The 13,428-nt window shown below is 43.4% G+C and carries 14 protein-coding genes and 1 pseudogene; 8 read left to right on the top strand and 7 right to left on the bottom strand.

Annotated elements, in window-relative coordinates; translation table 11 throughout:
* Positions 1–265 (top strand): Lrp/AsnC ligand binding domain-containing protein (locus B2Y23_RS00300; protein WP_291368340.1); only part of this gene is annotated, 265 nt, incomplete at its 5' end.
* Between the two features lie 10 nt (positions 266–275).
* A pseudogene (locus B2Y23_RS00295) lies at positions 276–843 on the top strand (GNAT family N-acetyltransferase).
* Here B2Y23_RS00295 and B2Y23_RS00290 read toward each other — a convergent pair.
* The 6 genes from B2Y23_RS00290 to B2Y23_RS00265 all read right to left on the bottom strand — a co-directional run bounded on the left by B2Y23_RS00290 (position 831) and on the right by B2Y23_RS00265 (position 6,505).
* Positions 831–1,202, bottom strand: a complete 372-nt coding sequence (locus tag B2Y23_RS00290) for a hypothetical protein (RefSeq protein ID WP_291354769.1) — start codon at positions 1,200–1,202, stop codon at positions 831–833. The pseudogene B2Y23_RS00295 and the gene B2Y23_RS00290 overlap by 13 nt on opposite strands.
* Before the next feature lie 276 nt (positions 1,203–1,478).
* Positions 1,479–2,372, bottom strand: a complete 894-nt coding sequence (gene xerA, locus B2Y23_RS00285) for a site-specific tyrosine recombinase/integron integrase (protein WP_291368342.1) — start codon at positions 2,370–2,372, stop codon at positions 1,479–1,481.
* Positions 2,373–2,602: 230 nt separating this feature from the next.
* The gene (gene dapF, locus B2Y23_RS00280) at positions 2,603–3,448 is read right to left on the bottom strand and encodes a diaminopimelate epimerase (protein WP_291354770.1); all 846 of its coding nucleotides are present in this window, start codon (positions 3,446–3,448) and stop codon (positions 2,603–2,605) included.
* Between the two features lie 14 nt (positions 3,449–3,462).
* Positions 3,463–4,707, bottom strand: a complete 1,245-nt coding sequence (gene lysA / locus B2Y23_RS00275) for a diaminopimelate decarboxylase (protein WP_291354771.1) — start codon at positions 4,705–4,707, stop codon at positions 3,463–3,465.
* Positions 4,708–4,745: 38 nt separating this feature from the next.
* Complete coding sequence (lptM, locus tag B2Y23_RS00270; RefSeq protein ID WP_291354772.1) at positions 4,746–4,967, bottom strand: LPS translocon maturation chaperone LptM; 222 nt, start codon at positions 4,965–4,967, stop codon at positions 4,746–4,748.
* 134 nt (positions 4,968–5,101) lie between these two features.
* Positions 5,102–6,505, bottom strand: a complete 1,404-nt coding sequence (locus tag B2Y23_RS00265) for an amino acid permease (protein ID WP_291354773.1) — start codon at positions 6,503–6,505, stop codon at positions 5,102–5,104.
* 284 nt (positions 6,506–6,789) lie between these two features.
* On the opposite strand from B2Y23_RS00265, the gene radA reads away from it, so the two are divergent.
* The 3 genes from radA (at position 6,790) to B2Y23_RS00250 (ending at position 9,988) form a co-directional block, all read left to right on the top strand.
* Positions 6,790–8,181, top strand: coding sequence for a DNA repair protein RadA (gene radA / locus B2Y23_RS00260; protein WP_291354774.1), 1,392 nt, complete (start codon positions 6,790–6,792; stop codon positions 8,179–8,181).
* Between the two features lie 113 nt (positions 8,182–8,294).
* Positions 8,295–9,266 carry a Tim44 domain-containing protein gene (locus B2Y23_RS00255; RefSeq protein ID WP_291368338.1) on the top strand — a complete coding sequence of 324 codons (972 nt, stop codon included), beginning with the start codon at positions 8,295–8,297 and terminating at the stop codon, positions 9,264–9,266.
* Positions 9,267–9,469: 203 nt separating this feature from the next.
* Entirely contained in the window at positions 9,470–9,988 is a 519-nt protein-coding gene (locus B2Y23_RS00250) for a tetratricopeptide repeat protein (protein ID WP_291354776.1), read from the top strand.
* A gap of 50 nt (positions 9,989–10,038) precedes the next feature.
* On the opposite strand, the gene B2Y23_RS00245 is transcribed toward B2Y23_RS00250, so the two are convergent.
* Positions 10,039–10,563, bottom strand: coding sequence for a cysteine peptidase family C39 domain-containing protein (locus tag B2Y23_RS00245; protein WP_291354777.1), 525 nt, complete (start codon positions 10,561–10,563; stop codon positions 10,039–10,041).
* Between the two features lie 235 nt (positions 10,564–10,798).
* Between B2Y23_RS00245 and ahcY the strand changes: the two genes are divergently transcribed.
* The 3 genes from ahcY to B2Y23_RS00230 form a co-directional block, all read left to right on the top strand.
* The gene (gene ahcY, locus B2Y23_RS00240) at positions 10,799–12,181 is read left to right on the top strand and encodes an adenosylhomocysteinase (RefSeq protein ID WP_291354778.1); all 1,383 of its coding nucleotides are present in this window, start codon (positions 10,799–10,801) and stop codon (positions 12,179–12,181) included.
* A 138-nt stretch (positions 12,182–12,319) separates the two neighbouring features.
* The gene (metF, locus tag B2Y23_RS00235) at positions 12,320–13,156 is read left to right on the top strand and encodes a methylenetetrahydrofolate reductase [NAD(P)H] (protein ID WP_291354779.1); all 837 of its coding nucleotides are present in this window, start codon (positions 12,320–12,322) and stop codon (positions 13,154–13,156) included.
* A 29-nt stretch (positions 13,157–13,185) separates the two neighbouring features.
* On the top strand, positions 13,186–13,428 hold a 243-nt coding region (locus B2Y23_RS00230), incomplete at its 3' end, for an RNA methyltransferase PUA domain-containing protein (RefSeq protein WP_291368336.1).

The raw sequence follows: 13,428 nt of genomic DNA, 5'->3' as shown, positions 1-13,428 counted from the left end.
TTCACGAATCTGGTTAACTGGGCAGGATGCCGAAACCATTGATACCTTCATTGAAGCCATGAAGGAGCTTCCCCAGGTGATGGAGTGTTATATTATTTTGGGTGAATGCGATGCCATGCTGAAAGTGGTGGTTCCGGATCTGGAAAGTTATCGTAAATTTCAGTCCGCGCATCTGACCAAGAAAAATGGCATTACCAGTGTAAAAACGGATTTGCCGAGTCAGATTATTAAACAGAGTTTTCAATTACCGCTTGATGATCTTTAGGACATCTAGAATGAGTTTACGGCTTGAGACATCACGTTTGATTTTAAGAGCATGGAAAAATTCAGATCTTAAGTCGTTTTATGCCTTAAATTCTAACCCTGAAGTGATGCGTTATTTTCCAGATTGCTTAACCCGCACACAAAGTGATGCACTGGCGCATAAATTTCAAAGCCTGATCGAAAATCAGGCTTGGGGCGTGTGGGCAATAGAATTAAAACAGACAGGTGATTTTATTGGCTGCACCGGATTACATGCTCAACCCCATCAGTTTACATTTTCACCCTGCACCGAAATAGTCTGGCGACTTGAGCAGAAATATTGGGAGCAATGGTTTTGCGACCGAGGCTGCAACAGCGTGCTTAAACTTTGCTTTTGATTTACTCAATCTGAACCAGATCGTGGCCTTTACAGCAATACAAAACATTCAATCTCAAGCTGTGATGCAACGTTTAGGCATGCAGTTTAAGGACTACTTCAATCACCCTGCTTTAGATGACAGCAGCCCTTTACAAAGACATGTGCTTTATCAAATCACCGCAGCTCAATTTAGCAACCTAAAAAGGAATCAAGCAGGCTGATTATGCAAAAAGTCACGATGGATGTGGCTTAAATCAATTAAATCATAGGCCTGAAGATTAAATATTTCCCAAACCGCTAAAAAGTCTTCTTTTAAATCCACATTTGAGGTCGCGATTGGACGCTCCTGCCATTGCAGGTCTGAAATCCACAGGTAGGTTTGCTGGGTCACATCATTAATCGCCTGTACCTTACCTTCTGAATTGATTCCTTGTACATGCGCATGGGCAGGCAAAACCGGTTCGATATTAGGCAAACTAATTTCTACAAAATGTTTAACTTGACGCAGTCCATAACCTGCAAAAATTTCTTTTTGTGCAGGGGTTAACTGGTCATATTTCTCTAAAATTCCTGTAATCATTGTTTCGCCTATCATTTTCCTTCCAATATTTAGCTGACCCGCAGTGTAAGCATAAATAATTTCATCGCTATACATTATTCATGCAATCCACATTATGGTTATACGTGATTCTTATACCCTATAAATTGGCTTTTTATTATCCGACAATAGTTCAAAATGTCATCTTTATGCACTGATATTTTTTCATATGCTTATTTAACTTTAATGAAACCACTGTAGCTGACTCTAAAATAATCAAGCAAAGTCCAGGCCATATTTAGTCAGATTCTAATGTTGTTACGACTTTTTAACTTGCGCTCGTGGATGTGCCTGATCATACACTTGGGCCAAATGATCAAAATCGACATGGGTATAAATTTGTGTGGTGGTCAAATTGCTATGTCCCAGCATTTCCTGTACTGCACGTAAATCCCGACTGTTCGAGAGCATATGACTGGCAAAGCAATGACGTAACAAATGTGGATGCAAATCCACATTCACCCCGGCACGCAGGGCTTGCAATTTCACCCGGTTTTCAATTTGCCGTGCACCCAGCGGATTGCCCTTTTGGGTAATAAATACATGTGCATCCGGCACAAAATCGCCATGCCACAAGGGATAGACTTGCAGCCATTGCATTACTGCATCGCGAGCCTTGCTGCCAAAAGGTACCACACGGGTTTTATTACCCTTACCGGTAATGCGTAACAATTGACGGTTAAAATCAATATCTTTAATCCGCAAACCTTGCACTTCAGCCAGACGCAGGCCACTGGAATACAACAGCTCCAAAATGGCTTTATCGCGTAGCCACATTTGCTGTTCTACCGGTTTCTCAGGTGCAGGCTGATCCAGAATCTGGTTCACGGTTTCAATATCGACCATGCCCGGAAGCGGTCGGGGAATACGTTTTAGCTGAAAATCATCCGCTGGATTAAACGCCAGATACTGCCCCTGCTCGGCCCATTTTATAAATTGGCGAATGGATGAAAGCATACGTTGTAAACTGCTGGAACTTAAGCCTTGCTGTTCCACTTTATGAGCCAAATATTCACGTAGATCTGTGGTTTCTATATTGGCCAGATTTAGTTTTTTGTTTTCACAAAAATTTAAAAAATCGGAAACATCACGTTCATAAGCCTGCAAAGTATGTTTGGACTGGTTCTGAATTTCTCGTTCTTTTAACCACATCAGTAATAAATCAGCGGGAGTACGTAGCTGCATATCCAAATCAATCACGCTTTTCCCCATTTTATTAAATGATTAAAATTCATTTCAAACCTTAGTTTTATAAATAGCACTACAAGCAATATTTGCTTTCATTTTCATTCTATCTGCTTCATGAGGACTTATCCAATTCACGATGCACAAATAAAAAGCACCATCATGAGGACAGTGCTTTTTTCATCAAAATATCTAACTTATTGCTGATAGTAACTTAAATCGATACGTCCCTGATAGACATTTGCCGTTGGACCGGTCATCCACACCACATCACCTTCTTTCCATTCAATTTGCAGCTTACCGCCTGCCAGTTCAATTTCAACATTATTAGCCAACAGACCACGGCGCATACCTGAAACCGCAGCAGCACAGGCACCTGTACCACAAGCTAAAGTTTCACCGACACCACGTTCAAACACACGCAAACGTGCATGTTTTTCGTCAATAATTTGCATAAAACCGGCATTAACACGTTGCGGGAAACGCTCATGTGATTCTACTTGCGGCCCCATACCTGCGACATCAGCCGTGATCACATCTGGGACAATGGTCACTGCATGGGGATTACCCATATTTACCACATCAATGATAATGCTTTGATCATTGGCCAAAGCCAGGCTGTAAAGGTTTTCAGGTGCATCCGCAAGGAATGGAATCTGGTTCGGCAAGAATTTAGGATAACCCATGTTCACACGAACCCAGCCATTTGCACCCAATTCAGGCTCTACGATACCGGCTTTGGTCTGCACTTTAATTTTGGTTTTGGTGGTGAGCTGACGCTCATGTACAAAACGTGCAAAACAACGCACCCCATTACCGCATTGCTCCACTTCAGAACCATCGGCATTGAAAATACGATATTTAAAATCAACATTGGGCAAATCAGGCGGCTCAACAATCAGCAGCTGATCAAAACCAATGCCAAAGTGGCGGTCTGCCAAACGCTGAATGGTAACGGTATCCAAATAGGCACGCTGGCTGATCAGGTCAACCACCATGAAGTCATTACCCAAGCCATGCATTTTGGTAAATTCTAAAAACATCTCAGAGATCTCCATTATGGCAATAATCGTTCACGTTCCCACAAAGATTCAACGGTTTCACGCTCACGAATCAAATGAGCCTGATCACCATCGACCATCACTTCAGCAGCACGACCACGGCTGTTGTAGTTCGAGCTCATCACGAAACCGTAAGCGCCCGCACCCAATACAGCCAGCACGTCATTTTCTTGTAATGCCAGCTTACGCTCTTTACCCAAGAAATCGCCGGTTTCACAAATCGCGCCAACCACATCCCACTCTTTCGCTTCAACATTCGTACGTGGCGTCACTTCCTGAATATCCATCCATGCTTCATATAAAGCAGGACGAATGAGGTCGTTCATGGCAGCATCAATAATCGCGAAGTTTCGGTGATTGGTTGGTTTAAGCAAATCGACTTTGGTCAGCAATACACCGGCATTGGCCGAAATACTGCGACCCGGTTCCATATACACTTTCAGACCAAGTTTTTCTAAAGCTGGTTTTAGTGCATTGGCATATTCTTCAACAGTGGGCGGAACTTCATCTTTATAAGTCACACCTAAACCGCCACCAATATCGATGTGTTTTAAATTGATACCTAATTCTTTAAGTTTCTCAATCAGCACAATGACGCGATCAAGCGCATCAACAAATGGCTGGGTTTCAGTCAATTGTGAACCGATATGACAGTCAATTCCTACCACATCCAAGTTTGGCAAAGACGCAGCATATTGATAGGTTTCAAATACGCTATCAGACGGAATACCGAATTTATTTTCTTTTAAACCAGTGGAAATATAAGGATGGGTTTTGGCATCCACATCCGGATTGACACGTAAAGAAATCGGGGCTTTTACATTCAATTCAGCGGCCACTTTTTGAATACGGTCCAGCTCGGCATACGATTCTACGTTAAAGCAGGCAATCCCCACCTCCAGCGCTTTTTTAATATCTGCTTCTGACTTACCCAAACCCGAGAATACAATTTTAGAGGCATCTCCACCCGCTTTCAGCACACGCGCCAGTTCACCGCCAGTAACAATATCAAAGCCCGCGCCACACTTGGCCAGCACATTCAACACCGCAAGGTTTGAGTTTGACTTTACCGCAAAACAAATTTGATGATCGATAAAGCTAAACGCACGATCCATATCTAAATAATGCTTTTCAAAAGTCGCTTTTGAATAAACATAAAGTGGCGTGCCAAATTGCTGCGCAAGCTGTTGTAGAGAACATTGCTCGGCATGCAAAACCCCATTGATGCGGGTAAAACTCATGAATGTATCCTTTCGATGACGCGTTTAGATATTGAAAATTAATTCGTTTCAGCAGATGAAGCGGGAAGCTCTTGGGCTACTGGAGCGGCTTCTTGCTTATTTGAGGATTGCTGTTTGGAATCCACATTGGGATATAACAAATATTTTGCACGTTTGTCATAATTCGGATCGCTCGGTAGCTGCAAAGCTCCAGATTGACCACAACCGACTAAAGCAAAACCTGTTACCAATACACTGATGCAGCAAATGACAAGACGCATCTAACCACCTATTTCATATTTTCGAAGAAGTATAACCTGATCATGTGACATGACCAAAGCACTAAACGCTAGAGATTATAGTGTGTTAAAAAAAAACGCCAGTTTGAAACTGGCGTTTTAATCGTTTAGCTGGATTATTTATGTTTCGGTTTGTAGAAACCAAAGTAGCCAATAATCAGAATAATGAACCAGATCGGGCTGACCATCAGCGCTTTCATGGTATCAGCTTCTAAGGACAGCACATAAATCATGCCGATAAAGAAGATGATGACCAGCCAGCAGGTGAACAATCCACCAGGAAGTTTAAAGGTTGATTTGGCATGCAGTTCTGGACGTGTTTTGTAATACACAATATAGCTCCAGATGATCATCAGCCAGACACAGATAAACAGGATGGTGGAAAGCGTGGTTGCCAAAGTAAACGCTTCAACCGTATTCGGTACGAAATACTGAAGTGCAGCACCCAATAACAAACAGATTGCCGAGAAATACAAGGCATTTGCAGGCACAGCACGTTTATTCAAATGTCCAAAAGCTTTTGGACCTTGCTCTTCCCGCGATAAACCAAACAGCATACGACTGGTTGAGAACACACCACTGTTCATGGATGACATTACTGAAGACAACACCACCAAATTCATGATGATGGCTGCTGCCGCAATACCTGCCTGACTAAACAGGTTTACAAACGGACTGATGCTAGGATCAATTTTATTCCATGGTGTTACCGACATGACAATCACCAGTGCCAACACATAGAAAATGATGATACGAATCGGAATCGAGTTCACCGCTTTAGGCAGGTTGCGCTCTGGATCTTTGGTTTCTGCCGCAGTCGTACCGACCAGTTCTACCCCAACAAAGGCGAAAATCGCAATCTGGAAGCCTGCCAGGAAGCCGGTGACTCCGGTTGGGAAAATACCGTCATGTGACCAGAGATGAGTAAATGACGCCACTTCACCTGCTGTTGAGGTAAAGCCGGTAAAGATCATCCACAGGCCCACAAGAATGAGCACCACAATAGCAATAATCTTGATAAGTGCAAACCAGAACTCTAGTTCACCGAATAGCTTAACGGTAACCAGATTCAGCCCCATAATAAACACAATGGCGGCAATACTGATCATTACTCCTTCGCCAGGCGTAAACGGCAGCCCTCCGTTAAAGAATTGCAGGTAATAAATAATGGCCGATAAGTCAGCAATACCGATGGTGATCCAGCACAGCCAATAGGTCCAGCCGACAAAATAGCCTGCCCAGGGACCGATTAAATCTGTGGAAAAATCAATAAAAGACTTGTACTTCAGGTTAGACAGTAACAGTTCGCCAAGCGCACGCATGACCAAAAACACCATGAAACCAATAATCATATAAATGATCAGAATGGATGGTCCGGCCAGGCTGATGGTTTTACCCGAACCCATGAATAAACCTGTACCAATTGCCCCGCCAATCGCAATAAGTTGCAAATGCCGATTCGACAAACTCCGCTGCAGTTCACCACCTTCAGTCGGTGAACTATGGTTCTCATTTGACATTGTTATTTTCGTCTCTCAAATTTCGTGTGATAAAAGTAGCTCAAATTAAAATAAATAAATAAAGTTTTTTGAGCGATTGTTTAATATTTTTCAAGCCTGACTGTGTTTCTGTCGCTTTTTCATCCAAATCGGGTCCATTTTACTTTCCTTTTCTTCATTTCCCTTGTTTTAGCAGTTTACGTGCCAAGATAAAGTTTGGCGAGAATTTATGCAAAAAATTGTATTTCCAGACAGCTATTGCTACATTCTTCACCCGTCTTCCTATTTATATAGATACCATTCAAATGAGCAAAGTCAAAACTGTATACCGTTGCGAACAATGTGGAACTGACCATCCCAAATGGGCGGGTCAATGTTCAGATTGCGGAGAATGGAATAGTCTGACCGAAGTTCGTCTTGAACCCGCAGTGAGTCACCGTGCACAACCAAAAATGGGCGGCGGCTATGCGGGCCAGGCTGCAACAATTACTACCCTAAATAAAGTTTCTGTTTCACATGAAACACGCTTGGCTACAGGGATTGGTGAATTTGACCGTGTTTTAGGAGGTGGCCTGGTTACAGGTTCGGTGGTGCTGATTGGCGGTGATCCCGGAATTGGTAAATCGACCATACTTTTACAAACTGCGACCCATATGGCAGCAGCACAGAGTTCTGCACTCTATGTCACCGGTGAGGAATCACTTTCGCAAGTCGCTTTACGTGCCCACCGTTTAGATTTACCGACAGAACATCTTAAAGTGATGGCTGAAACCTGCGTGGAACGGATTTGCGAGGTATTGGCGCAAGAACGCCCTGCAGTTGCCATTCTGGATTCTATTCAAACTCTGTATACCGAAACCTTGCAGTCGGCACCGGGCGGGGTTTCACAAATTCGTGAATCGGCTGCTTTATTGACCCGCTTTGCCAAAAATAGTGGTACTGCCCTGTTCCTAGTAGGGCATGTGACCAAAGAAGGTGCATTGGCAGGACCACGTGTGCTGGAACATATGGTCGATTGCGTCCTGTATTTTGAAGGTCAGTCTGACTCACGTTACCGCATGATTCGCGCAGTCAAAAACCGTTTTGGCGCAGTCAATGAACTTGGCGTATTTGGTATGACCGACAAAGGCTTACGTGAAGTGGCTAACCCATCGGCTATTTTCTTAAGCCGTTATGATGAAGCCATTCCCGGTTCGATTGTGATGATTAGCCGCGAAGGTACTCGTCCACTGTTGGTTGAGGTGCAGGCTTTGGTGGATGATGCGCATGGTCAACCGCGTCGTGTCGCGCTGGGTCTGGAGCAAAACCGGTTAAATATGCTGCTTGCAGTGATGCACCGTCACGGCGGTGTACAAACCTCTGGACAGGATGTCTATGTCAATGTAGTCGGTGGCTTAAAGATTACTGAAACCGGTTCTGACCTTGCAGTTTTACTTGCCTGTGCCTCCAGCTTGCGTGGTAAAGCCTTGCCACAGCAACTGGCAGTCTTTGGTGAAGTGGGACTGTCCGGTGAAATCCGTCCTGTGCCAAATGGTCAGGAACGCTTAAAAGAAGCCATTAAGCATGGCTTTAAATACATTATTTTGCCTAGAGGCAATGCACCACAAAAACCGATCCCGAATGTACAGATCATTTCAGTGGCACGCCTGCATGAAGCACTGACTGAAGCGATGAATTTGAGTGAAGAACTGGCTTAAATCCTCAACATGAATGTTCATGTAAAAAAAATACCAATTTGATATTGAAATTCACTACAAATGCCTACATAACTATAAGGCTACAATTTACTTTTTTATTTAGGAAAAAATCGATGGAAGTTCGACAGCGTGGTTTGATGGCCGGTATTTTAATGGCAGCTATGGTGGTTGCACCAATGGCTGAGGCAAAACGTGCAGGTGGCGGTAAAAGCCATGGCATGAGTCGTTCTGCTGCTCCAACCCAGTCTTACCAACAACCGCGTCAAGTTACTCCTGTTCAACAACCTGTTGCTCCTGCCCAACAAAAATCGGGTTCAGGTGTAGGTAAAATGGTTGCTGCGGGTGTTGCGGGTGCTGCAGTGGGTGCGGTAGCGGCAAATGCCCTTGCAGATGATAAAAATGCACAAGCTGCTTCAGATGCACAAGCGACCCAACAGGAAGAAAAAGGCGGACTTCCAGGCTGGATCTGGATTCTTTTAGCTGCTGCAGTCGCATTCTTCTTGTTCCGTAAATTCGGAGCAAAAAAAAAACTAGCCGCTAATAATCCGTATGCACCAAACAATGCTGGCAATACAGCACCGTTCGGTCAGCAAACTGCAGCACCACGTACTTCAAATGACAGCACCAATATTTTTGGTCAGTCTGTAGGTGGTTCTGCAGGTGCAGCACCTCAAGCGCCTTTTGGTGCAGCTTCAACACAAAGCGGCAACCAGTTACCAGACGGTACTGAACCTGCTGCATTCTTGCGTGTTGCCCGTCAGCGCTTTAACCATATTCAGTCGATGAATACAGCAAGTAACATTGCTGAAATTCAACGTTATTTAACACCTGATCTGTATCAGTCGATGTATAACGACATTATGGCGAATCAGGACCAGGACGTTGCTGAATTCTCTAACCTCAATGCAATGGTTACAGATTCTGCTACTGAAAATGGTCAGTACATTGTGAGCGTACGCTTCACCGGTACAGTAAGCGAAGACTTAAACAGCTTGCCGCAACCTTTTGCAGAAGTTTGGCATTTCACCAAACCTGCAGGTTCTACCCAGGACTGGCTAGTTGCCGGTATTCAGCAAGAAGTTTAAAATTCATTAGGCTCAAGACAGCGACTTCGGTCGCTGTTTTTTATTCAGGCTTAAATTCTCTTTAAATCAGTCAATGGTGAGCAGTGCTTTGACTTGAAATAAGAATGCATCTCGATCATCCTGATTTATCTTTAAGGTCATTCTTGGGATGACTTTTTACTGGTTCAACATTCTGTTTTTTAAAATACAGCTTTGGAATTTATATGGCTAATCCACTTTCTCTCCCTAAAGCCCTGATCAATCGTGCAATTGCAGGTAATGCAGAAGCTCAGTTTGAAGTCGCTGAACTGTATATGCAAAGCGAGAATGACGACGACATTGCACTGGCTGAAGAATGGGCACTGAAAGCCGCTGAAAATGGCCATGTTGAAGCAATGTACTGGTTGGGTGAAGGCTATACCGTGTATGCCAAAGACCTGATTGAAGAAGATCCTGAAGAATCAAAAGCGCATTTTGAATTAGGTTATTACTGGCTCAGCAAAGCCAATATGCAAAAACACCCTGCTGCGACTTTGGAATTATCAAATTACTATCGCCGTGGCGATGTGATTGAGAAAGATGTCGCAAAGTCAGTTGCTTTGGTCAAGCAAGCGGCTGAATGGGGCGAAGTTCAAGCCATGCGTGATTTGGCCTGCATTTATGAACACGGTTTGGGTGTAGATGTGGATGATGAAAAAGCCGATTACTGGCATGATAAAGCTCAATCTGCTGAAGAAAAATAAAATTAAAAAGCCCATCAATAGATGGGCTTTTGTTTTACACAGTTTAAATCTTAACTTTCAATATCATTATTTGCTTCAACAACAATTACCTGTCGGCAAATCCCTTCCGCTTTACGTTGCTGTTCAAAAATTGAAGCTAACATCGCATCAAAGCTATCAAAAAAGCAAATTTCATCCTCATTAACATCATAAACAAGAGAATGATTACCGACATTTTCTAATGTATCGTAATAAACAATCACAAATTTGTTTTGCTCAAAGGCTTGCTGGATTTGCTGATAATTTAATGCAGGTAAAATCGCTAAACCCAGTTGCTCGGCTTCTTGGTAACTGAGTATTTCACTCTCCTGAAGCTCAGGGTCAGGATCGGTATAAAACTGCACATTAAAACCAAACTTTTTTAATCCAACAGCTAGACCTATGGTTGTGGTGCCATTTTCAGCCTCATATCCACAGACCTCTAGCAGTTGTTGAATTTCAGCATCGATACCTAAATGTTGCAGCAACATCCATACCGCAAAAATACCGCCATTTGCTTCAAGATTCGCTAATTCTTCAGGTATTTCTAAAGCCATAATTTTCATCCAGAATATGATTGTGCTGATAATAATCAATTTCAGATTGGAACAAAATCAATTTCCAAGTACAATAGCCCGCTAGTCGAGGGATGCTGCGACGTTTTACAGGCTGATTTTAAAAAATAGCAATGTAAAAGCGCCAGGCTCGACGATCGGTTCAAATACTCTTTTGAACCAAAAACGGCATCCGCGAACAGAACGATCCAATCTATTTTTTCTCTAGGAGGTCCTGATGAACGCGGTTAATGCTTCATTTACAGATTATAAAGTTGCCGATATTTCACTTGCTGATTACGGCCGTAAAGAAATCAAACTTGCTGAAGCAGAAATGCCAGCCCTAATGGGTTTGCGTAAACGCTATTCAGCAGCAAAACCACTTGCAGGCGCGAAAATTCTCGGCTGTATTCACATGACCATTCAAACTGCAGTTTTAATTGAAACTCTGGTTGAATTGGGCGCTGAAGTTCGCTGGACTTCTTGTAACATCTTCTCTACTCAAGACCATGCTGCTGCTGCAATTGCTGCTCGCGGTATTCCTGTTTTTGCCTGGAAAGGCGAAACTGAAGAAGAATACATGTGGTGCCTTGAACAACAAATCAATGTCAATGGCAAACCTTGGGATGCCAACATGATTCTTGATGATGGCGGTGACTTGACTGCTGTTGTGCATGAAAAATACCCAGAACTGATTGCTAAAATCCACGGTGTGACTGAAGAAACCACTACGGGTGTGCAACGTCTTTATGAAATGTTACGTGACGGTACTTTGAAAGTTCCTGCTATCAACGTAAACGACTCAGTAACAAAATCTAAAAACGACAACAAATACGGTTGCCGCCACTCGCTAAACGACGCGATCAAACGCGGTACTGACATGTTGATGTCTGGTCGTCGTGCACTTGTGATCGGTTATGGTGACGTAGGTAAAGGTTCTGCTCAATCACTTCGTCAAGAAGGCATGATTGTACGTGTCACTGAAATCGATCCAATTTGTGCAATGCAAGCATGCATGGACGGTTATGAAGTTGTATCTCCATACAAAAACGGCGTACAAACAGGCAAGAAAGAAGACATCAACCTTGACCTTCTTCAAAATACTGACCTGATCGTAACGACTACGGGTAACTATCACGTATGTGACGCTGCAATGCTAGATACATTAAAAGCTGGCGCTGTAGTTTGTAACATCGGTCACTTCGATACTGAAATTGATACCAACTACTTACGTGGCTACAAATGGGTTGAAGTTAAACCTCAAGTACACCAAGTGTATCGTTCAGAAGATGAAAACAACTACCTGATCCTTCTTTCTGAAGGTCGTCTGGTGAACCTAGGTAATGCAACCGGTCACCCATCACGTGTGATGGACGGTTCTTTTGCTAACCAGGTATTGGCGCAAATGCACTTGTTCGCTGAAAAATTTGCTGACCTTCCTGAAGATCAAAAACAGGCATCGATTCGTGTAGAACTTCTTCCTAAGAAATTGGATGAAGAAGTTGCTGCCGCAATGGTTGCTGGCTTCGGCGGTGTATTAACTACGCTTACTCAAGAACAAGCAGATTACCTTGGCGTAACTGTTGAAGGTCCATTCAAATCTGAGACTTATAAATACTAATTTTACACCTCTCCTAAATCCTCTCCTAGAAGGAGAGGACTTTTCCCTGACTTTAAATACCGTGAGGTTCCCCTCTCCCTTTGGGAGAGGTCAGGGAGAGGTTAAATTTTAAGTATGGATAAAAAAAGGATTTGAAAAATGACCAAACGTGTTCCAATCTCTTTTGAGTTTTTCCCGACCAAAACTGATGTCGGTGCAGAAAAACTTCGTGTCGTGCATAAAGAATTACAACTGTTAAATCCTGAATTCTTTTCAGTGACTTATGGTGCTGGTGGTTCTACCCGTGAACGCACACTTGCTGCAATCAATGACTTCAACGGCAAAGGCACACCAGTTGCCCCTCACCTGTCTTGTATTGGTGATGACAAAGCCCGTATTGCCGAATTGCTGGATTTATACAAATCGCAAGGTATTGACCGTATTGTGGCACTGCGTGGTGACTTGCCTTCTGGTCAGGTGGGCTTGGGCGAATTGCCCTATGCGCAAGACCTGGTTCGTTTCATTCGTGAACATTCAGGTGATCATTTTCAAATTGAAGTTGCCGCTTACCCTGAAATGCACCCACAGGCAGAAAGCTTTGATAAAGATATTCAACATTTTGTCGAAAAAGCTAATGCCGGTGCCAATGCCGCTTTAACTCAGTTCTTCTTTAATCCGGATGCCTACTTCTATTTTGTAGACCGCATTCAAAAAGAAGGTATGAATATTCCTGTTGCTCCGGGCATTATGCCAATTACCAATGCAAGCAACCTGATTCGCTTTGCAGACGGTACAGGTGCAGAAATCCCGCGCTGGATTCGCAAGCAATTGGCGACTTATGGCGATGACACGGCAAGTATCAAAGCCTTTGGTCATGAAGTTGTGGTGAAATTGTGTGAACGTCTGCTTGCAGGCGGTGCACCGAGCTTGCACTTCTACACCATGAACACCACTGATCCGACACGTCAACTCGTGACCGATCTTGGCCTAGCTTAATTTATATCTGATTTGTGAGTAATACTTAAATGCCGCGTTTTTATATTGAAGCTGATTTAGCAGTGGATATGCATGTTGAATTAACCGAAACGGTTTTTCATCACTGGGTGAAAGTATTACGCGCACAAGTCGGTGAAAAAGCCACCTTGTTCAATGGACAAGGGGGTGAATATGAAGTAACACTGGTTGAGGTTGCAAAAAAATCAGCCAGTGTTGCTGTCGATTCGTTCAATCCTGACGACCGCACCCCTGGTTTTAGCACTTTACTCGGA

The sequence above is a fragment of the Acinetobacter sp. UBA5934 genome, assembly GCF_002430855.1.
GTDB lineage: Bacteria > Pseudomonadota > Gammaproteobacteria > Pseudomonadales > Moraxellaceae > Acinetobacter.
The sequence above is the reverse complement of the archived record's forward strand: the minus strand, read 5'-3'. Positions and strand labels throughout refer to the sequence as shown.

Coding starts and splice junctions, on each gene's coding strand:
- metF (WP_291354779.1), top strand. CDS start 12,320: ATGACCAAACGTGTTCCAATCTCTTTTGAGTTTTTCCCGACCAAAACT.
- B2Y23_RS00265 (WP_291354773.1), bottom strand. CDS start 6,505: ATGTCAAATGAGAACCATAGTTCACCGACTGAAGGTGGTGAACTGCAG.
- B2Y23_RS00290 (WP_291354769.1), bottom strand. CDS start 1,202: ATGATTACAGGAATTTTAGAGAAATATGACCAGTTAACCCCTGCACAA.
- B2Y23_RS00245 (WP_291354777.1), bottom strand. CDS start 10,563: ATGGCTTTAGAAATACCTGAAGAATTAGCGAATCTTGAAGCAAATGGC.
- radA (WP_291354774.1), top strand. CDS start 6,790: ATGAGCAAAGTCAAAACTGTATACCGTTGCGAACAATGTGGAACTGAC.
- lysA (WP_291354771.1), bottom strand. CDS start 4,707: ATGAGTTTTACCCGCATCAATGGGGTTTTGCATGCCGAGCAATGTTCT.
- dapF (WP_291354770.1), bottom strand. CDS start 3,448: ATGTTTTTAGAATTTACCAAAATGCATGGCTTGGGTAATGACTTCATG.
- xerA (WP_291368342.1), bottom strand. CDS start 2,372: ATGTGGTTAAAAGAACGAGAAATTCAGAACCAGTCCAAACATACTTTG.
- lptM (WP_291354772.1), bottom strand. CDS start 4,967: ATGCGTCTTGTCATTTGCTGCATCAGTGTATTGGTAACAGGTTTTGCT.
- B2Y23_RS00255 (WP_291368338.1), top strand. CDS start 8,295: ATGGAAGTTCGACAGCGTGGTTTGATGGCCGGTATTTTAATGGCAGCT.
- B2Y23_RS00250 (WP_291354776.1), top strand. CDS start 9,470: ATGGCTAATCCACTTTCTCTCCCTAAAGCCCTGATCAATCGTGCAATT.
- ahcY (WP_291354778.1), top strand. CDS start 10,799: ATGAACGCGGTTAATGCTTCATTTACAGATTATAAAGTTGCCGATATT.